This window comes from Magnetococcales bacterium (genome assembly GCA_015228815.1).
Taxonomy (GTDB): domain Bacteria; phylum Pseudomonadota; class Magnetococcia; order Magnetococcales; family UBA8363; genus UBA8363.
In genome coordinates this window covers 18,708-43,609 of sequence record JADGCV010000031.1, presented here as the reverse complement: position 1 = coordinate 43,609, position 24,902 = coordinate 18,708, and the positions used below count along the sequence as shown (strand labels likewise).

At 56.7% G+C, this 24,902-nt stretch carries 21 protein-coding genes; 9 read left to right on the top strand and 12 right to left on the bottom strand.

Annotation, left to right across the window (positions count from 1 at the left end; translation table 11 throughout):
• The first annotated feature begins 328 nt into the window (after positions 1–328).
• Positions 329–538 carry a hypothetical protein gene (locus HQL76_13130; protein MBF0110106.1) on the top strand — a complete coding sequence of 70 codons (210 nt, stop codon included), beginning with the start codon at positions 329–331 and terminating at the stop codon, positions 536–538.
• A gap of 144 nt (positions 539–682) precedes the next feature.
• Here HQL76_13130 and HQL76_13125 read toward each other — a convergent pair whose 3' ends face one another.
• Positions 683–2,032, bottom strand: coding sequence for a 3-deoxy-7-phosphoheptulonate synthase class II (locus HQL76_13125; protein MBF0110105.1), 1,350 nt, complete (start codon positions 2,030–2,032; stop codon positions 683–685).
• 114 nt (positions 2,033–2,146) lie between these two features.
• On the bottom strand, positions 2,147–4,957 hold the full coding sequence (gene glnD / locus HQL76_13120) for a [protein-PII] uridylyltransferase (GenBank protein MBF0110104.1): 2,811 nt from the start codon (positions 4,955–4,957) through the stop codon (positions 2,147–2,149).
• Between the two features lie 143 nt (positions 4,958–5,100).
• On the opposite strand from glnD, the gene HQL76_13115 reads away from it, so the two are divergent.
• From HQL76_13115 to HQL76_13085, 7 genes are read left to right on the top strand one after another with little or no spacing between them, the layout of a single operon-like run.
• Positions 5,101–6,135, top strand: coding sequence for a rod shape-determining protein (locus tag HQL76_13115; protein ID MBF0110103.1), 1,035 nt, complete (start codon positions 5,101–5,103; stop codon positions 6,133–6,135).
• A gap of 18 nt (positions 6,136–6,153) precedes the next feature.
• Positions 6,154–7,038, top strand: a complete 885-nt coding sequence (mreC, locus tag HQL76_13110) for a rod shape-determining protein MreC (GenBank protein ID MBF0110102.1) — start codon at positions 6,154–6,156, stop codon at positions 7,036–7,038.
• Positions 7,035–7,529 (top strand): rod shape-determining protein MreD, encoded by a 495-nt coding sequence (gene mreD, locus HQL76_13105; GenBank protein MBF0110101.1) that lies wholly within the window; start codon positions 7,035–7,037, stop codon positions 7,527–7,529. The genes mreC and mreD overlap by 4 nt, the downstream gene beginning before the upstream one ends.
• 1 nt (position 7,530) lies before the next feature.
• Positions 7,531–9,351, top strand: a complete 1,821-nt coding sequence (gene mrdA, locus HQL76_13100) for a penicillin-binding protein 2 (GenBank protein MBF0110100.1) — start codon at positions 7,531–7,533, stop codon at positions 9,349–9,351.
• Positions 9,348–10,505 (top strand): rod shape-determining protein RodA, encoded by a 1,158-nt coding sequence (gene rodA / locus HQL76_13095; protein MBF0110099.1) that lies wholly within the window; start codon positions 9,348–9,350, stop codon positions 10,503–10,505. The genes mrdA and rodA overlap by 4 nt, the downstream gene beginning before the upstream one ends.
• A 57-nt stretch (positions 10,506–10,562) precedes the next feature.
• Positions 10,563–11,537, top strand: a complete 975-nt coding sequence (lpxD, locus tag HQL76_13090; protein MBF0110098.1) for a UDP-3-O-(3-hydroxymyristoyl)glucosamine N-acyltransferase — start codon at positions 10,563–10,565, stop codon at positions 11,535–11,537.
• The gene (locus HQL76_13085; protein ID MBF0110097.1) at positions 11,500–12,234 is read left to right on the top strand and encodes a TIGR04282 family arsenosugar biosynthesis glycosyltransferase; all 735 of its coding nucleotides are present in this window, start codon (positions 11,500–11,502) and stop codon (positions 12,232–12,234) included. The genes lpxD and HQL76_13085 overlap by 38 nt, the downstream gene beginning before the upstream one ends.
• Before the next feature lie 908 nt (positions 12,235–13,142).
• On the opposite strand, the gene HQL76_13080 is transcribed toward HQL76_13085, so the two are convergent.
• The 3 genes from HQL76_13080 to HQL76_13070 all read right to left on the bottom strand — a co-directional run bounded on the left by HQL76_13080 (position 13,143) and on the right by HQL76_13070 (position 18,187).
• Positions 13,143–13,880 carry an autoinducer binding domain-containing protein gene (locus HQL76_13080; protein ID MBF0110096.1) on the bottom strand — a complete coding sequence of 246 codons (738 nt, stop codon included), beginning with the start codon at positions 13,878–13,880 and terminating at the stop codon, positions 13,143–13,145.
• Between the two features lie 606 nt (positions 13,881–14,486).
• Complete coding sequence (locus HQL76_13075) at positions 14,487–15,278, bottom strand: 23S rRNA (adenine(2030)-N(6))-methyltransferase RlmJ (protein ID MBF0110095.1); 792 nt, start codon at positions 15,276–15,278, stop codon at positions 14,487–14,489.
• A 29-nt stretch (positions 15,279–15,307) separates the two neighbouring features.
• Positions 15,308–18,187, bottom strand: coding sequence for a hypothetical protein (locus tag HQL76_13070; protein ID MBF0110094.1), 2,880 nt, complete (start codon positions 18,185–18,187; stop codon positions 15,308–15,310).
• Positions 18,188–18,514: 327 nt separating this feature from the next.
• Here HQL76_13070 and HQL76_13065 point away from each other — a divergent pair, with 327 nt between their 5' ends.
• Positions 18,515–19,465, top strand: coding sequence for an Rpn family recombination-promoting nuclease/putative transposase (locus HQL76_13065; GenBank protein ID MBF0110093.1), 951 nt, complete (start codon positions 18,515–18,517; stop codon positions 19,463–19,465).
• A 103-nt stretch (positions 19,466–19,568) separates the two neighbouring features.
• On the opposite strand, the gene iscX is transcribed toward HQL76_13065, so the two are convergent.
• The 7 genes from iscX to iscS form a co-directional block, all read right to left on the bottom strand.
• Positions 19,569–19,763 (bottom strand): Fe-S cluster assembly protein IscX, encoded by a 195-nt coding sequence (gene iscX / locus HQL76_13060; protein MBF0110092.1) that lies wholly within the window; start codon positions 19,761–19,763, stop codon positions 19,569–19,571.
• Positions 19,760–20,101, bottom strand: coding sequence for a 2Fe-2S iron-sulfur cluster binding domain-containing protein (locus tag HQL76_13055; protein ID MBF0110091.1), 342 nt, complete (start codon positions 20,099–20,101; stop codon positions 19,760–19,762). Before HQL76_13055 ends, iscX begins: the two co-directional genes overlap by 4 nt.
• A gap of 83 nt (positions 20,102–20,184) precedes the next feature.
• Complete coding sequence (hscA, locus tag HQL76_13050) at positions 20,185–22,071, bottom strand: Fe-S protein assembly chaperone HscA (protein ID MBF0110090.1); 1,887 nt, start codon at positions 22,069–22,071, stop codon at positions 20,185–20,187.
• A gap of 62 nt (positions 22,072–22,133) precedes the next feature.
• Positions 22,134–22,679 carry a Fe-S protein assembly co-chaperone HscB gene (gene hscB / locus HQL76_13045; protein MBF0110089.1) on the bottom strand — a complete coding sequence of 182 codons (546 nt, stop codon included), beginning with the start codon at positions 22,677–22,679 and terminating at the stop codon, positions 22,134–22,136.
• A 129-nt stretch (positions 22,680–22,808) separates the two neighbouring features.
• Positions 22,809–23,144 carry an iron-sulfur cluster assembly accessory protein gene (locus HQL76_13040; protein MBF0110088.1) on the bottom strand — a complete coding sequence of 112 codons (336 nt, stop codon included), beginning with the start codon at positions 23,142–23,144 and terminating at the stop codon, positions 22,809–22,811.
• Positions 23,134–23,532 carry a Fe-S cluster assembly scaffold IscU gene (gene iscU, locus HQL76_13035; protein ID MBF0110087.1) on the bottom strand — a complete coding sequence of 133 codons (399 nt, stop codon included), beginning with the start codon at positions 23,530–23,532 and terminating at the stop codon, positions 23,134–23,136. Before iscU ends, HQL76_13040 begins: the two co-directional genes overlap by 11 nt.
• A 132-nt stretch (positions 23,533–23,664) precedes the next feature.
• On the bottom strand, positions 23,665–24,876 hold the full coding sequence (iscS, locus tag HQL76_13030) for an IscS subfamily cysteine desulfurase (protein ID MBF0110086.1): 1,212 nt from the start codon (positions 24,874–24,876) through the stop codon (positions 23,665–23,667).
• Between the last annotated feature and the right edge of the window lie 26 nt (positions 24,877–24,902).

Below are 24,902 nucleotides of genomic sequence, written 5' to 3'. Positions count from 1 at the left end.
TGCCCCGATCGACATTCGACACCCGAGCGACATGATGCCGACAGGAGATAGAAAATCAAGGACCGACAGGAATACGACCCACTCCGAAAACCGGATGACGGTTTCCATTCGCTTCCCTCGCCCTCCCCTCGATCACTTCATGATTTCGTTGACACCCACTCCGGCCCCTGACGGATTCCTGACTACCAGTGCGCCCTGTTGGATTGTGTCATCCCATTGATATAAGACTTATTTTTCTTTCTTTCAATATTGGCAGGTTGCTTGCATTAATCCCGCCAACTACTGCTGCAAGGAGAGAACCCTTCAACACAGAAAACGTGGTGCTGCAATGACCGAAAGAATGGTTCGCGTCATCATGGAAAAAACCATCATCGTACAAAGCCATGATTCGCTGGTCCCCGACTCCTTCGACCGGCAACGAAAGTCCCGAGTCCCCGGAAACGAAAAACCCTCCGAATTGAGGATCTTTCTGACATTGGCCGTCATCAGCCTGACACTGGCCTTCATGCTGTTTCTGGACCTGAATGCGGGAATCTGAACATCCCCGCAATCCGACCCGCAACCGTCACCCTTGCCAAGGAAGACATCATGCGTCTGATCAACTCTGAAATCATGTTTCCCAAGGGGGGAAAACGCCTTCCCCCCCCTGGCGTGTTGGCCAACCGTCTGGTCAAGGCGGGAATCATGCCAATTGGCGTAGCGTCTCCGCAACCAGGAAAGCGACGTCAAGGCTCTGAGCGGCGTTGAGTCGGGGGTCGCAGGTAGTCTCGTAGCATTGTTGAAGGTGCTCTTCGAGGACGGTCGTGGAACCACCGACACATTCGGTCACATTGCCGCCGGTCAGTTCAAAATGAACCCCGCCGGGCCATGTCCCCTCCGCCTTGTGGATGGCAAAGAACTGTTCCAGTTCCGACATGATATGGTCGATGGAACGGGTCTTGTAGCCACTGGGAGTCCCATAGGTGTTGCCATGCATCGGGTCGCAGCACCAGACGACCGACAATCCTTCCGACTGGACGGCGCGAATGATCCGGGGGAGGCATCCGGCGATTTTTGCATGTCCGAAACGACCGATCAGGGTCAGACGACCGGGAATGTTGTCGGGATTGAGGCGGGCACACAATGTTTTCAGATCGTCAACACCGATGTCGGGGCCAATCTTGACCCCGACGGGATTGTGGACCCCGCGCAAAAATTCAACATGGGCGCCGTCGGGTTGACGGGTCCGTTCTCCGATCCACAACATGTGGGCCGAACAGTCATAATGGTGCCCCGTCAGGGAATCGATCCGGGTCAGGGCGCTTTCGTATTCGAGAATCAACGCCTCATGGCTGGTATAGTATTCGATCTCGCGCAGGATGGGGGTGTTGCCGGAATTGATGCCCAGGACTTCCATGAAACGGAGATTTTCGCTCAATTGATCGGCAAGTTTGGCATACCGTTGCCCCTGAGGGGAAGCGGCCACGAAATCCTGATTCCAGGTATGAACCTTTTTCAAGTCGGCAAATCCGCCACCGGTGAAGGCCCGCAGCAGATTGAGGGTGCTTGCCGACTGGAAATAGGCCCGTTCCAGACGCATCGGATCGGGTTGGCGCGCATCCTCGGAAAAATCGGCGGAATTGACCGACTCCCCCCGGAAACTGGGAAGGGAAACCCCATCCTTGGTTTCGGTGGGGCTGGAGCGCGGTTTGGCGAACTGTCCGGCGATCCGTCCGACCTTGACGATCGGCTTGCCCAGACCATGGGTCAGGATGACCGCCATCTGCAACAATACCTTGAGTTTGTCCCGAATGGTGTTGGCATTGAATTCATTGAAGGATTCGGCACAATCACCCCCCTGGAGCAAAAAGGCTCGCCCTTGTGCGACCTCGGCAAGCCGTGCTTCCAGCGAACGCGCCTCGCCGGCAAACACCAGGGGCGGATAAGAGGAAAGACGTTCGCATGCGGCAGCCAGAGCCCGAGGATCGGGCCAATCGGGTTGTTGTTTGGCCGGATGATTCCTCCAGGATTCTTTCGTCCAGGGTTGGGCCACGATTTCAGTTTCCTTGCAAAAAAATAAGTTGAAGGTCGTGCGTGGATCGATCCGATTCGCCTCCGCTTCGTCCGATCCACGCCTCCATTGATTTGTCACTTTCCACGATCAATGTCAACCTTGACCGTCTTCCGCCCCCCATCCGCCGGCCAGAAACGACGTCGGCGGGGTCGAAAGACTGCGCGCGTCGATGTTCTCCAGGGCCTTGGACAGGTGGGTCTTCAAGGATTCAATCTTGCGATCATTCAACTTCAAACCAAAAATATCCCTCAGGTAGAACACGTCCACCGCCCGTTCGCCATAAGTGGAAATCTTGGCGGTCCGGATCTGCAACCCCTGACGCTCGACCTCGCGGGTGATGGTGAACAACAACCCGACCCGATCCAGGGAGGTGATTTCCAGAATGGTAAACCCATCAAGACTGTTGTCCACCTCGATGGAAACCGGAACCCGGAACGGACTGGGTGAAACGAACGCCGGAACGGTATTGGAAAGCAGCGCCTCGGGCCAGGTCTTGCCCTTGAGCACCGAAATCAATGTCTGCTCGATCCGGTCCAGCCGATGCCGGCTTTCGATCGCCTTGCCCTGATTGTTTTGCAGAATGAAGGTGTCGAAGGCCATGCCATCCTTGGTGGTGGTGATGCTGGCCGAAAGAATATTGATCCCTTCGGCGGTCAACGCCCCGGAAATCCGCGCCATCAACCCCGGATGATCGGGGGTGTGCAACAACAATTCGGTCGTGTTGCTGGCAGGATTGGTCCAGAATACCACCCCGATAGGCTCCTCCAACAGCGGTGTCATCGCCCGGAAATGATCCACCAGGGTTCGGGCATCGTACTGGATGAAATAATCGGGATAAAAACGCTCGAAATGACGATCCACCGTCGCTTCGTCGTTTTCGGGAACCAGCAACCGCCGCGCTTCGAGCCGGCGGTTCTCGGCATGACGCACGATGTCGCTGGTCTTGAAGACCCCCTTTTCCAGGGTCTCCAAGGTAAAATTGTACAGTTGATTGAGCAAAGTCCCCTTCCACGGCGTCCATACCCCGGGACCGACGGCGCAAATATCGGCGATCGTCAGGAGCAACAACAGTTTCAACCGTTGCGGCTGCCCCATCTGTTCGGCAAAGGCGGTCACCGTCGCCGGATCGCCCAGGTCACGGCGAAAGGCAGTGCGGGAAAAAACCAGATGATTCTCCACCAGCCATGCCACCAGGTCCACGTCCGCCGCGGCCAATCCAAACCTTTGGCAAACCTCCCGTGCAATGACCGCTCCATCCCGCGTATGGTCCCCACCACGCCCCTTGGCAATGTCATGAAACAATACCGCGAGAATAAGAATGACTTGGTTCTCCAACTCCGCATGGACCATGGTCGCCCAGGGCAGCGAATCACGCAGTTTCCCCTCCTGGATCCGCCGCACCGCCGCCACCGCCAGCAAGGTGTGCTCATCGACCGTGAACACATGAAACATGTCATGCTGCGACTGCCACATGATCCGTCCGAATTCGGGAATATACCGCCCCAGGATGCCGATCTGATTCATCCGTCTCAAGGTCCAGGCCACTGCCTGGCGGCCATCGAGCATCCGCAAAAACAAGGCCGCGGCCTCGGGATTGCGTTGGAAATCACGATCGATCAACCCCAGACGCCGCCGCAACAGACGCTCGGTTTCGGGATGAATCGACTTCAGGTGCCTTTGTGCAACATCGAATATTTTCAACATCAAAATGGGATGGGCATCCAGCAACTCGGGGGCGCGCAGAGCCACCTTGTCCCCCACCAACTGAAAATTCTCCTCCAGACGCCGCTTGTTCCACCAACGAATCTTTAAATGCTCCTCCTGATATTTACGCAGAAAAATACGCGACAGATCGCCCACCTGCCCCGCCACCTGATAATAACGGCGCATGAACTGCTCCACCCCCTGACGCCCGGGGCGATCGCGATAACCAAATTCCCGGGCGATCTCGATCTGATGCTGGAAGGTCAGTCGATCCTCGCGTCGCCCGGCACGATAGTGCAAAGCGTTGCGCACGCGACGCAAAAAAGAAAGGCTCCGGGTGAATACCCGGTATTCCTTGGCCGTGATCACCTCCTTTTCCACCAGATCCCGCACCCGATCGACCTTGTAACGGTACTTGGAAATCCAGGCAAACGTCTGGATGTCGCGCAATCCCCCCGGATTTTCCTTGATGTTGGGCTCAAGGTAATAGAAAGAGTTGCCAAATTTTTCATGCCTCTTGTTCTGCTCCAACAGCTTGGCCCGCAGAAAACTGTCGGGATCCTTGTCCAACACCTTCTTGAAGAGCCTGCGTTTATAGGCGTCGAACAGCTCCCTGTTCCCCGCCAGATAGCGCGATTCCAACATTGAGGTCCGAACCTCAAGATCTTGGCGTGCCTGTTGCACACAATCTTCCAACTGCCGCACCGCATGGCCGACATCCATGCCCAGGTCCCAAAGGCAGTACAGCATCCGTTCCACCAGTTGTTCATTCCTGGAACGGTTGTCGTTGGGGAGGATGAACAACAGATCGACGTCGGAATAGGGAGAAAGTTCACCACGGCCATAGCCGCCCGTGGCGACCAGGGCCAGAGACTCCTCCTCCACGGCGGGATGGGTGTGAATGATGCGGAAGATGCGTTTGAGCACCACATCGGTGAGGGCGGCGTGTCCCTTGACGATGAATTCCCCGGAGGCGCCCCCGAGATGGATGGTGTGCAGATGTTCCCGGCCCTGGCGCAGAGTGGTGCGCAACATGTCAATGACTTGACGGCGGAGGTCTTCGGAAATGGCGGTCGCGGGTATCGAGGGCAGCAAGGCCCCCAGCTTCGCGTCGAAGCCGATGGACTCCAGAAAGTCTTCAACGGGAAACTCCTTCGGGAGGATCGGGCGCTTTTTCGTGGTGGAAGGGTGGTTGTTCAAGTCCTGTTCTCGACCTTGATGGGGTTTGCGGGGAATGTTAGTCTCACCTTGGTGAAAGCCTCCCCTGGTGCATGACCGGTTGACCTTTCGTCCCTGTCGTCATTGTCAGCAAGGGACTCCATTTCCAAGTTTCAAGGACCGTTATGTTCAATAAGTTGATGGGGTTGTTTTCCACCGACATGGCTGTGGATCTGGGAACGGCCAATACATTGGTCTATGTCCGCGGTCGTGGGGTCGTCCTCTCGGAACCTTCGGTCGTGGCCATCCACGAAAACCCCCGCGGGGTTCGTAAGGTCCTTGCGGTCGGCAACGAGGCCAAACGAATGTTGGGACGTACTCCCGGAAACATCGTCGCCACCCGACCCCTGCGCGACGGGGTCATCGCCGACTTCACCGTCACCGAGGCGATGTTGAAACATTTCATCCGGAAAGTCCACAAACGTCGTTTATTCTACTCGCCAAGGATCATCCTTTGCGTCCCCTATGGGGCCACGCCCGTGGAACGACGCGCCATCCGCGAATCCGCCGATACCGCCGGGGCACGCGAGGTCTTTCTCATCGAGGAACCGATGGCCGCCGCCATCGGCGCGGGACTTCCGGTCACCGAGGCGACCGGATCGATGGTCATCGACATCGGTGGCGGCACCACCGAGGTCGCCATCATCTCCCTGGGCGGCATCGTCTATTCCCGCTCGATCCGGGTCGGCGGCGACAAGATGGATGAGGCCATCGTCGCCCACGTCCGGAGAAAGTATCAGCTCCTCATCGGCGAAAGCACCGCCGAAAACATCAAGATCCAGGTCGGCTCCGCCTACCCCATGGAAGACCGACTTCAGGTCGAGGTCAAGGGTCGCGATCTTGTCAACGGCGTCCCCAAACACCAGGTGATCGGCGACCAGGAGGTCCTCGAAGCCCTGACCGAACCGATCAACGCCATCGTCGAGGGCGTCCGCATGGCCCTCGAACGGACCCCCCCCGAACTGGCCTCCGACATCGTCGATCGTGGCATCGTCCTGACGGGCGGCGGCGCCCTGCTGCGCGGCTTGGATCACCTGTTGAGCGAAGAAACCCATCTGCCCGTGTTCATCGCCGAGGATCCCCTCTCCTGTGTCGTCATGGGGTCGGGCCGGGCCCTCGAAGAACTGGATACCATGTCGGACATCCTGATGGATCGATAGCTCCTGGGAGGTCGCCCGTTGGACTATCTTCTGGTCCTGCTCAAGGAACACCGCCACGCCATCGTCGCCGTGGCGACCCTCGTCGTCTCCCTGCTCCTCCTTCTGGCGGTGCGCCCGGGCAACCGCGGCCCCGGCATGGTCGAAGATGCCGCCCTCAACGCGGTCGGCAACCTCCAGGGACTGATCCAGCTCCCGGTCGATGCCATGCAGTCCCTCACCTTCCGCATGGCCCAATGGCACATGCTGGAAGAGGAAAACCACCGCTTCCGCCAGGAACTCAAACTGCTGCGTCCTCTGGATACCCGGGTGATGGAACTGGAAATGGAAAACCAGCGTCTGCGCCAACTCCTGTCCATGCCCCTGGATCCGGTATTCCACAGCATTGCCGCCAGAGTGGTCGGTGACACCTCGACTGCCTTCGCCAACGCCCTTCTGCTCGACACCGGACGACTTCACGGGGCCCGGGTCAACGCCTCCGTTCTCGTTCCCGAGGGGGTCGTGGGCCGTATCGTCCAAACCAGCTCGCGCACATCACTCGTCCTCACCCTGCTCGATCTCAACTCTCGCGTCCCTGTCCTTGTCCAGCGCACCCGAACCAATGGAATCGTCGCCGGTTTCAATGGACAAAATCTCAGACTGGAATACATTTCCAAGGATGCCGACATCCGTCCGGGTGACCAGATTCTCACCTCGGGAATCGCCGGCAGCTTTCCCAAAGGGTTGCCGGTCGGCATCGTCAAGGAGGTCCGGGACGGCGATACCGGCCTGTTTCAACGAATCCTCGTCCAGCCCGCCGTCGATTTCGATCGCATCGAAGAGGTTCGCCTCATCATTCCCGGAAAACAGCCTCCCGCCCCTCCCCCTGCCATGGCGCCCGCCGAGGCCGCATCCAAATCGCCGTGATCCTCTCCCTCGTCACCACCCTGCTGCCGGGGATTTCGATTTTCATGGCCATGGTCCTCCAGGAAACCGCCATCCCCATCGCCTCATGGAGCGTCCTGCGACCGGACCTGGTGGTCATCTGCCTTTTCTACTGGCGGATGTACCGTCCCGACCTGTGCGGCCCTGTTCTGGCCTTCATGACTGGCCTGATGCTGGATATTCTTTCCACGACACCCGTCGGACTCAACGCCCTGTCGAAAATCATTCTCGTGCTTCTGATCGGTCGCTATGCGAAAATGTTTCGCGCCCTCGACTTCATCCTGCTGCTGCCCGTCATGGCCATCTTCGTTCTGATCGACGAAGCGATCCAACTGGCCTGGATCATGATCATGAGCGGCCTTTCCTTCCGCCTTGACATCCTCATCGGGCGTCCCCTGGCGACCATCGTCGTCATGCCACTGGTGGTTCGGCTGCTGATTGTTCTGCATCGCTCCTGGCTGGAGGCCCGATGACATGTATTCCCTCGAAAACGAACATGAAACCTTCAAGGTCGATACCCGACGCCGTCTTCTGCTCCTGGGGGGACTTTTCGCCGGAGGAGCGGTGATCATCGGTGGCCAACTGTTCCATCTTCAGGTCATGAACGGCGGCGAATACCGCGATCTGGCCGAGGACAACCGGATCAGTCTGCAACCGGTCCCGGCGCTTCGCGGACGCATTCTCGACCGTCATGGACGGATCCTCGTCGAAAACAGCCCTGATTTCCAACTGGCCATCATCCCGGAATTGACCGGCGACATCAAAACCCTTCTCAAACGGATGCAACCCTACCTGGCCCTCCCCCCCGACAAGATCGAAAAAATTTTGCGACAGGTAGAACGGCAGCGCAGTTTTCTCCCTCTGATGGTGCAATCGCATCTGACCTGGGCCCAGGTCAACCAGATCGAATCGCGCATCCACACCTTTCCCGGAGCCACCATCCAGGTGCAGACCACCCGCAGCTATCCCAATGGCGACACCGCCGCCCATCTGCTGGGATACCTGGGCGAGGTCAACGACAAGGATATTTTCCAGTTTCAAGGCATCAACTTCCGTTCCGGCGACATCGTCGGCAAGACGGGAATGGAACGAATGTTCGAGTTGGAATTGCGCGGCAAGGAAGGATTCCGCGAAATGGAGGTCAACGCCGTCGGACGCCACATCCGCGAACTCAAACGGCAACCGGCCCGGCCCGGCAACGACCTGCGCCTTTCGATCGATGTCGAACTCCAGGCGGAGGCGGAACGGGCCTTGCAAGGACTGTCGGGTTCCACCGTCTGCCTCGACCCCAACAATGGTGAAGTCCTGGCCATGGTCAGCCAGCCCTCCTACGATCCGAACCAGTTCATCCGCGGCTTTTCCAACGACGAGTGGAAAAAGCTGGTCACCGATCCCAAGCGTCCGCTGATCAACAAGGCGATCCAGGGGCAATATCCCCCCGGTTCCACCTTCAAGATGGTCGTGGCCCTGGCCGCCCTGCGCGAAGGAAAAATATCGGCCCATACCCGTCACTATTGCAGCGGCAGCGTCGTCCGCGACAACCATACCTTCTACTGCTGGAAAAGCGGCGGCCACGGCAATCTGGACCTGGTGGCCGCCCTGGAGCAATCCTGCGACGTGTTCTTCTACAAGGTATCGGAGTCCCTGGGCATCGATGCGATCGCCAGACAGGCCAAAAGCCTGGGGCTGGGTGAAACCACCGGCATCGGCCTCGAAGGGGAACGTCCGGGACTCATGCCCTCCCGGGCCTGGAAAAAGGCCACCTTCGGCCACGCCTGGTATCCCGGGGAAACGCTCATCACCGCCATTGGTCAAGGGGCCGTTCTCGCCACCCCCCTGCAACTGGCGAGCATGGTCGCGGCCATCGCCAATGGTGGTCGCATCTTTCGCCCCACCTTCGTCACCTCCCCCGAAAATCAACCACCCACCCCCATCCATGCCACCACCATTCAGCCGGCCCACCTCGACCTGATTCGCAAGGGAATGATCGCGGTTTTGAATGGACGATCAGGAACCGCCCGACAATACAAACCGGAAAAAATCCTGGCCGCGGGAAAAACAGGAACCTCCCAGGTCGTCAAGCACAAACGGGAAAAATCGGGTAAACTGATCAAGGAAGACAACGCCCGTTTCAAGGATCACGCCCTGTTCGTCGCCTACGCCCCGATCGACAACCCCCGCCTGGCCCTGTCGGTGGTCGTGGAACATGGCGGTCATGGCGCCTCCGCGGCCGCTCCCATCGCCAAGAGAATCTTCGATTTCTTTTTTGACAAGTACGGAATCGCCGAATCATGAACATCCCTGCCGACGACCGGACTTTTCGCCATCTCGGAGGCAACGGCCCCGGATGGCGGGACCGGCTTTCCAGGTTTCCCACAAGCCTCCTGGTCCTCCTGTCGCTTTTGACGCTGGGTGGATTCGTGGTGTTGTATTCCGCGGTCGGCGGAGGGGAAAACATCGATTATGTATGGCGCCAATCCGCCCGGTTCGGTTTCGGAGCCATCCTCATGCTCGTCATCGCAATGGCCGGCAGCGAGAAGGTCTACCGTCGCTACGCCTACCTGTTCTACGGCCTGTCGCTGTCGCTCCTCGTGGGGGTGTTTCTCTCGGGGACCATCGGCATGGGGGCGCGGCGCTGGCTTGAAATCGGTGTCCTCAATCTGCAACCCTCGGAACTCATGAAGGTGGCCCTGGTCCTGGCCCTGGCACGCTATTTCCACGACCGCTCGGTCTCCTCGGGCCTGGGCCCCGCCGACCTTGTCATCCCCCTGCTGATGATCGCCCTCCCCACCGCGCTCATCGTCAAACAACCCGATCTTGGAACCTCCATCCTCCTCTGCGCCGTCGGCATGTCGGTCATCGTCGCCGCCGGCCTCGAATGGAAACTGTTCATCGGCATCATCATTCTTCTCGGGGCTTCCCTTCCGATGGGATGGAACATGATGCACGATTATCAGCGCCGCCGCATCCTGACCCTGTTCTCCCCGGAAAAAGACCCGCTCGGCGCCGGTTATCATATCATCCAGTCCAAAATCGCCATCGGTTCCGGAGGACTCTTCGGCAAGGGATTCATGGCGGGCAGCCAAAGCCAGCTTAATTTCCTTCCCGAACGGCATACCGATTTCATCTTTTCGGTCCTCGCCGAAGAATGGGGCTTCGTCGGGGGGCTGCTTCTTCTGATCGTATACTGTATGATCATCCTGCGGACATTGATCATCGCCACCACCGCCGCGGACCGCTTCGGACTGTTGACCGTCGTCGGGCTTACCACCTTGTTCGCCTTCCAGGTCCTGGTCAACATGGGCATGGTGATCGGCCTGTTGCCGGTGGTGGGAATCCCACTGCCCATGATCAGCTATGGCGGTAGTTCCATGTTGACCCTGATGATCGCCATGGGTCTCGTCGCCCATGTCGGAGTTCATTCCAAACAGCATGGACGGACCATTTGAAGGTGAGAAAGGGAAATCACCCCCTTCGAACCCTTCCGAAAATCGAGGAATCGATGAATGAAACTCAGCGAACTGGCAGAAGCCCTCAATCTGGATCGATCCGGGACCGACATGGACGTTTTCCGGGTAACCCCTCTGGAACAGTCGGGCCCTCGGGATCTTTCCTTTGTCGTCAATGCCCAATGGCTTGAAAAGGCCCCGATCACGACGGCACTGATCGCCGAACGAAAACTGGCCCCCCTCTTGATGGACCGCCCCGCCCTCCTGAGCGATCATCCGCCACTGGACGCGGCCCGGGCGGCGGTTCTTCTGGGGATGCGGGCGTTCGCCATGGAGCCATCGATCCACCCCCAGGCCATCCTCCACCCCGGCGCCCGCCTGGGTCGGCGGGTCGGCGTCGGACCAGGGGCCTTCATCGACGATGAGGTCACCATCGGCGACGATACCGTCATCCATGCCGGCGCAATCATCCATCGGGGAACGGTGATCGGAGAACGGTGCGTCGTCCAGTCCAACACGGTCATCGGCTCCGACGGCTTCGGCTATGAATTCATTCAGGGGCGGCACGTCAAGATTCCCCATTTCGGGACCGTCCACATCGGCAACGATGTCGAAATCGGCGCCGGCACCACCATCGACCGTGCCCGATTCGGGGCCACCCGCATCGGCGACGGCACCAAGATCGACAACCTGGTGCAAATTGCCCACAACTGCCATATCGGCAAGGGATGCATCATCGTCGCCCAGGTCGGAATCTCCGGGTCCTGCCGGATCGAAGACCATTGCATCCTCGCCGGTCAGGCCGGGGTCGTCCCCCATGTCACCATTGGCAAAAACGCCCGCATCGCCGCCGGTACCGGAGTCGCCGAAGATGTCCCCCCCGGCGCCACCTGGTCCGGATGGTGGGGACAAAATCATCGCGACAACAAAATACAAATCGTCATGATGCGGAAACTTCCTGAATTGATGAAAAAAATGCGTTCCGTCCTCGACCGTGAAAAACAACCGCACCCCCCTGCCGACACCCCTTGACCGAAATTCCCCTGACCGGCATCTGGCCCTCGCGCCGGGAACCGGAGATCAGGAAGGGACGCCGCTTCTTCGCCGACGTCCCCTGTCGCTCAACCTGTTGGGCCGGACCCCGGAGCCGGGGCAGGTCAAAACCCGGCTGATCCCCCTGCTCGGTCCCCGTGGAGCGGCCCGGGCGCATGAACGATTGCTCAGCCACGTCGCCACCGTTGCCCGTTCCTGGTGCCAGGAGGCCCCAGGCCGGGAGTTCCTGTTGTGGTGTACCCCGACATGCGATCATCCGTCATTCGATACCATCGCCGACCCTGGACGGCGCCGTCTTCAGGGAAACGGCGACCTCGGTCAACGCCTGGCCGCCATTGTCAGCACCCAACTTCAATCCCACCGCGCCATTCTGCTCCTCGGCGGTGACGCCGCCTCCATCGCCCCCCCCCTCCTCGATCAGGTCGAAGCGTCCCTTGACAACCATGATGCCGTCCTCGTCCCCGCGGAAGACGGCGGCTATCTTCTGCTTGCCCTGACCCGTGACCATCCGCAATTATTCGTGGACATCCCATGGGGAACGGAAACAGTCGCCGAGAATACAAGAAAAAGATTGGTCACTCTTGGTTTTTCCTGGACGGAAACCACCATCGGATGGGACGTTGACCGTCCCGAAGACTGGAATCGGTTCGAAAACATGCCACACCGAAGCTCATAACGGACAGCTCCTCGATATAAAAAACATTGGAATCAATAATTTGTCTGGCTGATATGAATCACTTTTCCTTTCCCTAGCCCATGTTTAACATAGTGATTTTTATTTACTTATTAATCAAATATTTACGCTATCGATTTTTCCCGTAAGGCACTACAAATGTACAATTCTCTGATTGGACTCTTCAGACTGTCATCTTATTTTCCATCTGGGTTCGGGTTGGATTCCAAAAAATTCTAACCCGAGTTTAACATGGCATTTTATATTCTCACTATAATCAATAAGATACGTGACGATTTTTTTTGGAGTGGCACTACAAAACCGCCATTCTTTGAAATTTGAGACAATCAGACGGTCATTTTTTCACTCCATATACGCCAACATTGAACGTCTGCTATCAAGGTGAAAAACATGAGAAAATATCGCACGATTTTCATTTCCAGTACTGGTCGAAAGGTGACAAGCATACCCATCAAGGTTACAATAACAATCAGTTCGTTGGAAACTGATAATTCCATATATTATGGCACTACGATAGGTTACCTGCAAAAACAAAAACGTCAGAACTGAGATTCTGGAATATTCCTATGAAATAACAATATGTTACAGGAACAGAAAATGAAGAATTGACATAATGTAGTGCCACTCGAAGAAAAACTATCACGTAAAATATTGATTTATAATAGCATTTTTTTAAGCATGTTAAACATGGGCTAACTCACAGTAATTGAAAATCGTTGATTATTTTGATATTGTCAAGTATTTCTAAAGGGACTGTGAAACCTCTTTGCGCTCCAATCCGGTAGGTGACTATGTAGGCAAGAAATTAAAAATGTAGTGCCACACGATTTTTTTCTTTGTCATAAGATCATGATATCAAAGTGGAAAATTTTCACCGTGTTAAACTTGGGCTAGAGAATATGGTACAGAATCGCCCGCGCCACAGCCTGAATCTTGTTCGTTGCCATAAGTTTTTTTTGCGCGTTGGCAAGATGAAAATTCACCGTCCTCTCGGAAACGTTCAAGATCATTCCCGTTTCCCATGAGGTCTTGCCGTCGGCAGCCCAACGCAAACACTCCTTTTCCCGCTCGGTCAATTCGAACACCCCACCAGGGGGACGCCATCCTGTCAGTTCGATGTATTTCATGTGCATGAAGGGAAAAAACGCATTGGCCACATGAAAGCTCAACGTGATCGCATCCAATCCATCCCTTCTTTGATCCCTGTTTTGCAGCGTCAATACCCCCTTGTCACCATATTTGCCATGCGTCACCAGTGAAAAACCATGGCCGTGATACCGAAAATCAATAATATCATCGATGACCTTCTTGACCGGTTCTGGATGAACAGGTAACATCTTTAAATCATTTTTAAAAAACTCACGATCATAAACAAGGGGAACCGGAGAATTCCATAAATGTTTGAATCTTGGACAATGGGGCATATGGATGTTGACATAACGATCGACAAATTCCTGGTTCCAGTTATGCATCGTTTCAAATGTTCCATTATTATAGGAATCTGGAAATTTAACCGTATAAGCCCAAGAGTCAAAACCACATCGAGACAGGAAGAATCCGACAGATTTCTTGAATTGTTCAATCGTCTCAAACTGTTTTATTTTTTCGATAAATTCAATAACATTCATCGTCAACCCCACCGTGTGATGTGATCGATTTGCATTTCTACCTCATAAATAGAGAAAATCAATTAATCAAATATGGAAATACTGAAGATACACTACAGCCTGTAATATCTTACAGGTTGCGCATATTGTCCAGTTTGAAGCAATCTCTCGACATCGGAGGGGATGCCGCTACAAAGGGAGTATGTTCAGAGGGGAACATGACTTGGAGAGGGCGGCATTACTCAAAGAGGGGGAACATCATTTGAAGGGGGGATACATTACTCAGAGGGGGGGAATACATTACTCAGAGGGGGGGATACATTACTCAGAGGGGGGCACATTATTCAGAGGGCGGGGAGTATTTGATCATGGGTGGAAAACAGAACTCTAAATTCAGACTTCCTGATCCCTTCCAGATAATGCTGGCTTTTTTGTCCACGAGACCGGAAGCGGCGGTGGCACTAAATCTAGCAAAATTGATAGGTAAATCAAAGTGCATGTTGCTCAAAAAGTGCCGTTAACGAATCCTGCGGGATCAGGAACTCTGAAATTAATGCTCTGATTCATTTTCCACGAGACGATTTCATGGGATCTCCCCCTCAACCAACACAATCCATCCAATGTTGATCACTCATGAAGAGGAACGATGCGATCCACCGCATCCAAGGCATCCAGGACCCCATGAGGCAAATTGACGAACACAAGTCCACTGCCGTAAAGACGCCGAGAGGACCCCGGTGCGGCGACCATCGTTTCACGCCGATAAAAGCCTGGCAGATCCGCCTGGGAAAGCATTGAACACAGTCCCTGATGCAGAGGGTCCCGGAGCAGGGGGTACCACACCATGATTACCGCCTCGGGACATTTGTGATGAATCCGGGGAATGAACCGGGCCACCTGTTCGTACTCGGTCTTGACCTCATAGGCGGGGTCGATCAGGATCAGGGAACGTCGCGGCTTTGGAGGAAGGATTGCCAGCACCCCTTCATAACCATCGCGGCGATGCACATGGACCCGATTGTCCGCCCGAAACACCCGCCGCAAGGAACCATGCGCCCCCGGATGCAATTCCATCAGATGAATGGAATCCTGCTCGCGCAGCAACGCCCCGGCCAGCCAGGGCGACCCCGGATACCAATTGACGCCAAAACGTTCCCGCACCTGTTCGATGACCCGCCGATAGGGATGGTCCCATTCCAACACGCCACGATCCCAGATCGACCCGATTCCCTGTTGCCCCTCCCCGGTCTTGAGCGCCGACGGTGATTCCAGATCATACATTCCATCGCCCGCATGGCTTTCAATATAGGTCAGGGGACGCTCCTTGACCGTCAAACGTGCCAGAAGGACCGCCAGGGAGGCATGTTTATGGACATCCGCCGGACCTCCGGCATGATATTCGTGTTGATAGGAAAGCATGTCGCGTCCATACCCATTGATGACACACCCTACAAAACGATAATGTCCCGATAGAGAACCTCCTCGGGCCGTTTTTCGATCTGTTCGATCGAATTGGCCAGACAAATCTCGACCCGAGACGGCGCCACTGCCTGAATGAACAGATTCCGCCCCAGCGATGGCGGTCCAAAAGTCAGGCTTTTTTCCTTCAGTTCCCGTGCGCCACGGCGAAGTTCTCCCAGACCGGCCTGGGGCGAGGTCGAAAATACCAGGACGAAGGTTCCACGAGTCGGAATGCCCAACTCCTCCCAGACATTGTAGGGACCATTCTGTTTCAGGACCGGTTGGAACCGACCCTGTTTGAGCCCGCCGACAAAATAAGTAAAGGGCGCCTCCCCTTGCCGATTCTCCATATTGGGTCCCAGGGAGAGAAACGGTTCTCCAGGGACCAGCTTCAACAAACCGATGGCCACGCCGGTTTTTGCCGTTGGTTTATAAGGATTGTCGGGATCTCCCGGGGGCGGACGATGAATGATCAACCTCTTGTCGCCGATGGAATTCTGAATCTTTTCCAAAACCGGATTTTTCTTCAGCCCCCCCTTGGGCGGCTCCCACTTGTGCATTTTTTCCTGGGTCAAGGCAGCGAACAACGCCTGAACCAGGAGCGCCCGACTGGCATTGCCCGCCTGGAGAATATGAATTTCCGCCGGGTCCAGCCCCCTGGAGCCAAAGGCCTGTTTCAGGGCGATGAAAAACCGATGCACCCCCTTGCCCACGCGCGCCACCAGAAAATGATTGATATGATTCCGATCCAACTGAAGGCGCACCGGAGTCTTTTCCCTGGAGCGGTTGAGCAATTCCAGTTCGAGGGTAATGATCCTCTTTTTTGGATGGCAGGATTGAAAATCGGGACGGAGCGTAAATCCCGCATCGATGATCTCCTGACTCAACACATCGCCGATCCGATCCGACAAACGCCGGGTTGCGGCAACACACCCCGCCCCGCCCTCCTCCACCACGGCAGCGTCATCCCCCGGCAGGTCCCACTGAAAATTTTCCCACAACCCCCGTACCTGGGCCATCACCAGGGCGGTATTGGTCTGGGCGACGTGGGAATGATCGAGAAAAAGTTCATAACCGGGAAACCGTTCCCCTTCGGGGGGCACCGAAAAAGGGATTCGATGTTCGCGACAGATTTCAAGGTTGTCGCGAAAAACCAGGTAGGCGATGTTGGCCACCAGGTTTTCTCCTCCCAGATACATGTCGCCGCTGGCGCCGAAATGGTTGATGACCTGTTCGTAACCTTGTTTGAGCTCGTCCGATGTCGGTTTGCGGTAGATGCCAAAATCAAAATCGGTGCTGCCACCGCCAAAGTCGAACACGGCATAGGCCACCCCGTCCTCGGTCGGTTCGATTTCGAGTTCATCCAGGGCACAGGCGGCATAAGCGGCAGGCTCCGAGGCCTCCTCGGTCACGCGAAAGCGTTGAATCCGCTCCGAATCCATCAGGTTCATCGGCAAGGTACGCATCAATCCCCGGGCAAAACTCGCCCGGATCCGGTTCTTGACCTCCCGGGGATAGGTGACCGGAAAGGTCATGCAATATTCGAGAAACAAACCGTTGGAACGGCTGTTGATGAACAATCCCAGATAATAGGCATACAGTTCGATGGGGTCGAATGGGTCATCCTTGCCCACCATCAACCGCTGTCCCGGAACCGGCATGGGGGCGAGGGAGGGGGTGATTTCCATTTCGTATCCGGTCGCCTGATCGGTAATACGCAGATGTCCTCCCGCATGCCCATGCAGCGGCCACTGCTTGATGGCGGTCACCATGCTGGCGACAATCACCTGATTGGCCTCGTTTTCACGAAAATTGTTCAGTGCCTCATGGGAAAAATGAAAATCATCCCAGCGGGTCAGCGGACGATAGGCGTCCGACTTCCAGGCATCGAGCAACTGCGGCAGATTGACGAATTCCAGCACGGTCGGATTTTGATAATCCTCCGGGACCGGTTTGCGGAAAAAATCGGTCATTCCGACCCGAAGCAGGGTAATCTTGCCGTTCTCCCGACAGGCGACCACCGTGGAACTGGTGCCAAAATCAATGGCGACCACCCCATCCTTGACATCCTTTTCGGGATTGCGCGCCTCCCAGGGCTGCTTGAGTTCGACCCCGATCCAACCGGCCCCGAGCGGTTTTTTCGGTTGATAGAGTTCCCACAATCCCTTTTCCATATCCAGAAGGTAGGATTCCTCCAACACCGGAAGTCGCGCCCGCATGTAATCCCCTTCGAGGAGCAACTGCTTGAGGGCCCGAAGCGATGGCGGAGCGGTGGGATGTTGTTTGCGGCTGGCATCGAGGGTCAGGGAGTAGAGTTGATTGAGTTTGTCGGTCACCCCCGAAACATCCTGGGGCAACAGGGAATTGGCGACAATGAAGGAAAAAACGTCCCGTTGCGCCACCCGATGCACGGGAAGGACCAGATGTTGATCCGACGACCGACCCACCTCCCCGGTTCCGACCCGGACTGTCTGAAACCCCACCCCATCCGCGGTCCGCTCGCTGGACAACAGCGCCTCGCGGGAAAAGATTTCATGTTCCCGGAACAGCGGTTCCCGGGCAATGGATTTCAATTCCCCGACATTGGGAAGTTCCCAATTCTTGAAGGTATAAATCTGAAGCCGGGAAAGATGTTGGAACACCTCCTCCCCCTGCGCCTGGAAACCATGCAGCAACCAAAGACAGCGCAGATGATTGTCGAAAAAAAACTTTGGCTGCTTGACGAACGAAACAAACCGTTGTTTCTGCAACAATCGAAGAATTTCCTGCCGCAAGGCACGAATTTCCGCCTCCCGGTCGGGGTCCATTCTGGGTTGGAGTTGCGGGGTCAACTGATTTTCGCGAAACCAGACCTTGTTGACTTTCATACATTCTCCTGACCGGCCTCAAACCTGACGGCATCAAACAAATATCCTGGCGATATCCTGGTTCGGCGTCACGATCCATGTCACATGGCATGGCCACCTCCTATCGTTTACATTTTCACGCTGTTCTCGGCAAGGGATGCAAACGACGGAAAGATCGCTTTATCTTTCGCGCATTGGTATTTCCGGCCAGGAATGCGCTATCATATCCTTGAAAGAGAATGCCCTGAAGGGACGCCACGGCACCGATGCCTGAACTAAAGTGGTGACGCGCCGTTTTTTACCGGTAATGATCAAAAACACGCATGGATTTGACCCCGAGACACTGCCATGAAATTCATCGATCCGCGCATCGACTTTGCCTTCAAAAAAATCTTCGGCAGCGAGGACGCCAAGGATATTCCAACCAGTTTCCTGGAGAGTCTCCTCGAACTGGAGGGAGACCGGCGCATCGCCGAACTGACCATTCTCGATCCTTTCCTGGCCCCACGCATCAAGGAACTCAAATCTTCCATACTCGATGTCCGCTGCACCGACCTTCGCGGCATTTCCTACATCGTTGAAATGCAAATCGAGAAGGTGGACGGCTTCCTGAAACGAATCCAATACAACAGCGCCAAGGCCTACACCCAACAAATCGCCAAGGGGGAGCATTATCCCGACCTGAACCAGATCGTCGCTGTCACCATCACCGATTTCACCACTTTTCCCGATTTCAACCACTGCGTTTCCCGCCATGTATCCCATGAAACCATCACCGGGAACACCTATCTCGACGATATTATCTATTATTTCATAGAACTACCCAAGTTCAGTAAAACTCTGGACTTATGCGACTCCATCATGGAAAAATGGATCTACTTCATCCGCTACGCCGAAACCCTGGATCAAATCCCCAGTCAACTGGACCTACCCCCTTTCAAACATGCCTTCGAAAAGGCCATGGTGGCCAATATGACCAGGGAGGAACTGGACCTCTACGACAAAGCCGGCATGGCCATCACCGACGCCCGTGGACGGGTGGAACTGGCCCGGAAGGAAGGCCTGGAGGAAGGCCTGAAGGAAGGCCTGAAGGAAGGCCTGAAGGAAGGAGAGCAAATCGGTGAAAAACGGGGACGGAAAGAAGGCGAAGCAGCCCTGTTCCTACGCCTTTTGCGACGTCGCTTCGGTTCCATTCCCGAGTGGGTTGCGACCAAGGTGGCGACTGCCGAACCTTCACTGATCGAAAGCTGGAGCGAGAATATTCTGTTTGCCGAATCCATACCCGATGTTTTTCGGTAGGCTGTCCTTGCGATCAGGGAAGTCACCTACGAAAACATGAAATGGCCCGGCACGCCTGGAACGTGCATCGTTGCCCGACAGGGAATCGCGGACCTGATCTTTATCAATCCTGTTCCGCAAGCCACACCTGCTGGATTGCCTCCAGGATTTTTTCGTTGCACCGCTTTTCATCATCCTCGAACCCCGGCAGGGCCATCACCCATGCCAAAAGATCGGTAAAACGGACCTCGATCGGGTCCACCTCTGGCATGGAATCAGCCAATGCCATCCCGATTTCCTGAACATCGGTCCATTTCATGATCCCCCCCTTTTTTTATCGACGCTGATATTGACCGAATATTCCGGAATTTTTACCTCCAGTCCGTCAAGGCGGTCGGTGATTTCCAACTGACAACCCAGGCGACTGGTCGGGGTCAGGCCAAAAGCCCGATCCAGCATGTCCTCCTCCTCCTCCCCTGCGGAATCGAGGCGGGAATACCATGAGTCGGAAACGATGACATGGCAGGTGGAACAGGCCAGGGAACCTTCGCATGCCCCTTCGAGGGGAATGTCATGTTCATGGGCCGCTTCCAGCACCGTCGTTCCCACCGCCACTTCCACGGTCCGATTCATCGGTAGAAAAGTGATCCGCGGCATCGATTCATCCTCCCCTGGTGCTCGACGTGGACTGGCGGGCCGAAAACCCCGTTCCGGACCATTCGTTTCACCATATGAAAAACCTATTGAAATTCCTCGACCTTACGTCCCGTCATCACCTTGCGCACACTGCGATCCATCCGCCGTTCGGCAAAGAAGACCGTCTCCCGGTCCAAGGTTTCCCGCGCCCGGTCGATCGCTTCGTGGTCCTCGGAACGGGACACCTCCCACAGGGCCAGCATCACCTTCTTGACCCGCTTGATCTCTTCCTCGCTCAAAAGATCGCCATCCGCTCCGAGCGCCGCCCCTGCCGCCGCGAGGACCCGTTCGGCCTCGACCCGCGCCTCGTTCAACAGCCGTTGCCGCCAATCTTCTTCCCCATGCACCATGGCCTCGCGCAACATCCGCTCGATCTCTTCATCCCCCAGACCATAGGAAGGTTTGACCACCACCGATTGTCGCACCCCCGTCGTCTGCTCTTCGGCAGCCACCGTCAGAAGTCCATCGGCATCCACCTGGAAGGTCACCCGAATCCGTGCCGCCCCCGCCGTCATTGGAGGAATCCCACGGAGTTCGAACCGGGCCAGGGATCGACAATCACGCACCAGTTCCCGCTCCCCCTGAACCACATGGATCGCCATCGCGGTCTGCCCGTCCTTGAAGGTGGTAAAATCCTGGGAACGGGCGGTCGGCACGGGGGCGTTGCGTGGGATCACTTTTTCCACCAGTTCTCCCATCGTTTCGATCCCCAATGACAGTGGGGTCACATCGAGCAGCAACATGCCGTCCCGGGCGTTGCCCGACAACTGTTCCGCCTGGAGCGCCGCCCCCAACGCCACCACCTGGTCGGGATCAAGATCGGACAACGGCTCCCGCCCAAACACCTCCGCCACGAAACGCCGCACCATGGGAATCCGGGTCGAACCGCCGACCAGGACCACCCCCTGAAGATCCATGGCACCAACCGCGGCATCCTTCAAGGCCCGGCGACAGGGAATCCCGGTCGCCCGCACCAGGTCGGCGATCATCCCCTCGAACTGCTCCCGGGTCACCCGGATCGAAAAGATTCCCCCTTCGGGCAGATCGATGGTGACCGGGCATGAATCCTCCCGGCTCAACCGTTCCTTGGTCTGACGGGCGACCCGGCGACACTGCTGCAACAGCGCGACCGGGGGATCGGCGCAGTCCATCTCCTTGAGAAAAAATTCACTCAGGCGATGATCGAAATCATCGCCCCCCAGGGCCGAATCACCTCCGGTCGCCATCACCTGGAACACCCCGCGCGTCAAGCGCAGGATGGAAATATCGAAGGTTCCGCCCCCCAGATCGTAGATGGCATAAAGCCCTTCGCGCCCCCGATCCAGGCCGTAGGCCAAGGCCGCTGCGGTCGGCTCGTTGACCAGACGCAGCACTTCCAAACCCGCCAGACGGCCCGCATCCTTGGTTGCCTGCCGTTGGGCATCATCGAAATAAGCCGGTACCGTGATCACCGCTCCATGGAGTGGTCCTCCCAGTGCCTCCTCGGCCCGGCGCGACAACGAGGACAAAATGTTTGCCGACACTTCGACCGGAGAAACCCTCTGCCCGCTCGTGATGATCCGAACCATTCCCCCTTCACCCGCTTCCACGCCGAAAACGGTCCGTTGCCCGAGGCGTTCCAGGTCGGCAAGACCGCGCCCCATCATCCGCTTGACCGAGGCAATGGTATCGGCGGGATGACGCATCCCCTCCGTCACCGCCAGGTCGCCGACCCACACCGGTCCCTCGGGGGAATAACACACCACCGAAGGAAGCGCCACCCGCCCCGCTTCATCGGGGATGCAGACCGGCGTTCCATTCGGATCGACCGCGGCTACCAGGGAAAAAGTGGTCCCAAGATCGATGCCCACCACCCGTTTTCGATCCTCGGGACGGGTTTCATGGGGACGTAACGATTGTCCCGGTTCGGCTATATCCATCAACAGCGACATGACGCATCATCCTGGAAATCTGTTCGTACAACCTGGAAATTTTCCGCGACAGCAAGATGTGATCACCTTGCCAGGATCGTCTCTTCCCTGCGATCCACCTCCTCCAGAAACCGATTGAAATAACGCAAGCGATCGATTCCTTGCCCCGCCATTTCAAGGTTGTTTCGATCCCCCCCGGAAAACCATGCCGAAAAACACCCCGCCAACCCCTCGACCTCCCCTCGTGATGCCTCCTCCACCCGCCGCCGCAACCGTTCCAGTACGACCGGCGCATCGGAAGCTCCCGGATCGACCTCCGCCAATTCCTCGCGCCATTCCATCATCGCTCCGAGAAATGACGGATCGGTCGGAGCGACATTCTCCGGAGTCTCGCTTCGAAATCGGGTGACACGCAACAGATATTCCCCACGGCGCAACGGATCGCGCAGAATGCGATACCCTTCGTTCAATCGGGTCGCATGTTCCATCGAATACCGCCGTTCCGCCGCCCCGCGGGCAACGAACAGATCGGGATGAAATTGTCGCTGCCGCTCCCGATACTCCGTTTCCAAGGCCGCCAGGTCGATGTCGAACCCCGGTGCCAGGCCAAAACAGGAAAAATGATCCATCCGTGGATCGGGTGGTTGAATCACACGGCAGGTTGGACAAAAAAAAGCATCCGCCGTCACACCGCCACGGCAGGACCAACACGTCCCCATCCGGTTCATAAGCTCAATCCCATCCAATGGTCCATCCCGTCAAATCTTGAACGATTCGCCGCAACCACAGCGTTCCTTCTCCCTTGGATTGGCAAAGCGAAACCCTGACTTGAACTGTTCGGTGACATAATCCATCTGTATTCCATCCATGACCAGGAGCGACTTGCCATCCACCACCACCCGGATGCCATGCTGTTCAAACACATGATCCCCCTCGTCGAGGGCATCGGCATATTCAAGTTTGTAGGACATGCCCGAACATCCCGCCGTGGTCACGCCGATCCGTATGGCCGAATCGGGAGTTCCCCGACGCTGTAACATCTCCCGAACCTTGGATGCCGCCTTTTCCGTCAGGGAAATTCCCCTAGCGTCCATGGACCACCTCTTTTTGTTTTTTGCGATAATCATCGACCGCCGAACGAATGGCATCCTCCGCCAGTACCGAACAATGGATCTTGACGGGCGGAAGGGCCAATTCCTCGGCGATGTCCTTGTTCTTGATCGACAAGGCCTGGTCGATGGTCTTGCCCTTGATCCATTCGGTCACCAGTGAGGAGGAGGCGATGGCCGAACCGCAACCAAAGGTCTTGAATTTGGCATCATCGATGATCCCTTCATCGTTGACCCGGATTTGAAGTTTCATCACATCGCCGCATGCCGGGGCCCCCACCATGCCGGTTCCGACATGAAGGTCGTTCTTGTCCATGCTGCCGACATTTCTCGGTTTTTCGTAGTGTTCCAGCACCTTGTCATTATAAGCCATGATCGTTCCTTCCATGAGTTCAGTTGAACTTCCAACCAGGTTCCATCGATCCCTTGGACCCTGTCTGTTGGCGACGGTTCCCCCAGCGAACGTTCCCTCCCGCGGGCACTCCCGGGAACATACCGTGTCCCGTCAATGTTGCGCCCAGCGGACGGAATCAAGATCGATCCCCTCCTGGACCATCTCCCACAAGGGAGACATTTCCCTGAGTCTGGTGACAGCCTCGACCACGACCCGTACCGCATGATCGACCTCTTCCCCGGTGGTGAAGCGTCCCAGGCCAAAACGGATGGAGGTATGGGCCAACTCCTCGTTGACCCCCAGGGCGCGCAGGACATAGGAAGGTTCCAGGGAGGCGGAAGTGCAGGCCGATCCCGAGGAAACGGCGATGTCCTTGATTGCCATCATCAGGGATTCCCCTTCGACATAGGCGAAGGAAATGTTCAGATTGCCCGCCAGACGATGGACCGGATCCCCGTTGAGGACGACATGGGTCAACCGGCTCATGATCCCGTCCGCCATACGCTGGCGCAGGGCGGTGATGCGGGCGTTTTCGTCGGTCATCTCCCGGGAACACAGGTCACACGCGGCCCCCAGGCCGACGATCAGGGGCGTCGGCAGGGTTCCCGAACGCAGGCCGCGTTCGTGACCGCCACCGAACATCACCGCCTGCAATCGAACACGGGGACGACGCCGGACGTACAGGGCGCCGATTCCCTTGGGAGCGTAGATCTTGTGGCCGGAGATCGACATCAGATCAAGATTGAGGGCGGAAACATCCATGGGAATCTTGCCCACCCCCTGGGCGGCATCGGTATGGAAATGAACCTGCCGTTTGCGGCACACGGCCCCAATGGCCTCCAGGGGTTGGAGGACACCGATTTCGTTGTTGGCGGCCATGACCGAGACCAGGATGGTCCGTTCTCCGATGGCCGCGGCCAGCCGGTCCGGATCCAGGCGTCCGTTGGCATCGACCGGAAGGTAGGTGACTTCGAACCCCTCCGATTCCAGATGGCGACAGGCATCCAGCACCGATTTGTGTTCGATGGTGGTCGTGATAATCTGGTTGCCCCGGGATTTGTGAAACCGGGCGATGCCAAGAATGGCAATGTTGTTGGATTCGGTCGCCCCGGAGGTGAAAACGATTTCGCGCGGGTCGGCGCCGATCAAACGGGCCACCTCGCCGCGGGCCGACTCGACCGCCTGTTCCGCTTCCCAGCCAAAAGGATGGGAACGCGAAGCGGGGTTGCCGAACCGCTCGGTAAACCAGGGAATCATCACCTCCAGGACCCGTGGATCGACGGGGGTGGTGGCCTGATAATCCATATAGATGGGAAGTTTCATGAGTTTTACCTTGAACGTTCCAGTCG

Coding starts and splice junctions, on each gene's coding strand:
- HQL76_13130 (MBF0110106.1), top strand. CDS start 329: ATGACCGAAAGAATGGTTCGCGTCATCATGGAAAAAACCATCATCGTA.
- HQL76_13115 (MBF0110103.1), top strand. CDS start 5,101: ATGTTCAATAAGTTGATGGGGTTGTTTTCCACCGACATGGCTGTGGAT.
- mrdA (MBF0110100.1), top strand. CDS start 7,531: ATGTATTCCCTCGAAAACGAACATGAAACCTTCAAGGTCGATACCCGA.
- rodA (MBF0110099.1), top strand. CDS start 9,348: ATGAACATCCCTGCCGACGACCGGACTTTTCGCCATCTCGGAGGCAAC.
- lpxD (MBF0110098.1), top strand. CDS start 10,563: ATGAAACTCAGCGAACTGGCAGAAGCCCTCAATCTGGATCGATCCGGG.
- HQL76_13080 (MBF0110096.1), bottom strand. CDS start 13,880: ATGAATGTTATTGAATTTATCGAAAAAATAAAACAGTTTGAGACGATT.
- HQL76_13075 (MBF0110095.1), bottom strand. CDS start 15,278: ATGCTTTCCTATCAACACGAATATCATGCCGGAGGTCCGGCGGATGTC.
- HQL76_13070 (MBF0110094.1), bottom strand. CDS start 18,187: ATGAAAGTCAACAAGGTCTGGTTTCGCGAAAATCAGTTGACCCCGCAA.
- HQL76_13065 (MBF0110093.1), top strand. CDS start 18,515: ATGAAATTCATCGATCCGCGCATCGACTTTGCCTTCAAAAAAATCTTC.
- iscX (MBF0110092.1), bottom strand. CDS start 19,763: ATGAAATGGACCGATGTTCAGGAAATCGGGATGGCATTGGCTGATTCC.
- HQL76_13055 (MBF0110091.1), bottom strand. CDS start 20,101: ATGCCGCGGATCACTTTTCTACCGATGAATCGGACCGTGGAAGTGGCG.
- hscA (MBF0110090.1), bottom strand. CDS start 22,071: ATGTCGCTGTTGATGGATATAGCCGAACCGGGACAATCGTTACGTCCC.
- hscB (MBF0110089.1), bottom strand. CDS start 22,679: ATGGATCATTTTTCCTGTTTTGGCCTGGCACCGGGGTTCGACATCGAC.
- HQL76_13040 (MBF0110088.1), bottom strand. CDS start 23,144: ATGGACGCTAGGGGAATTTCCCTGACGGAAAAGGCGGCATCCAAGGTT.
- iscU (MBF0110087.1), bottom strand. CDS start 23,532: ATGGCTTATAATGACAAGGTGCTGGAACACTACGAAAAACCGAGAAAT.
- iscS (MBF0110086.1), bottom strand. CDS start 24,876: ATGAAACTTCCCATCTATATGGATTATCAGGCCACCACCCCCGTCGAT.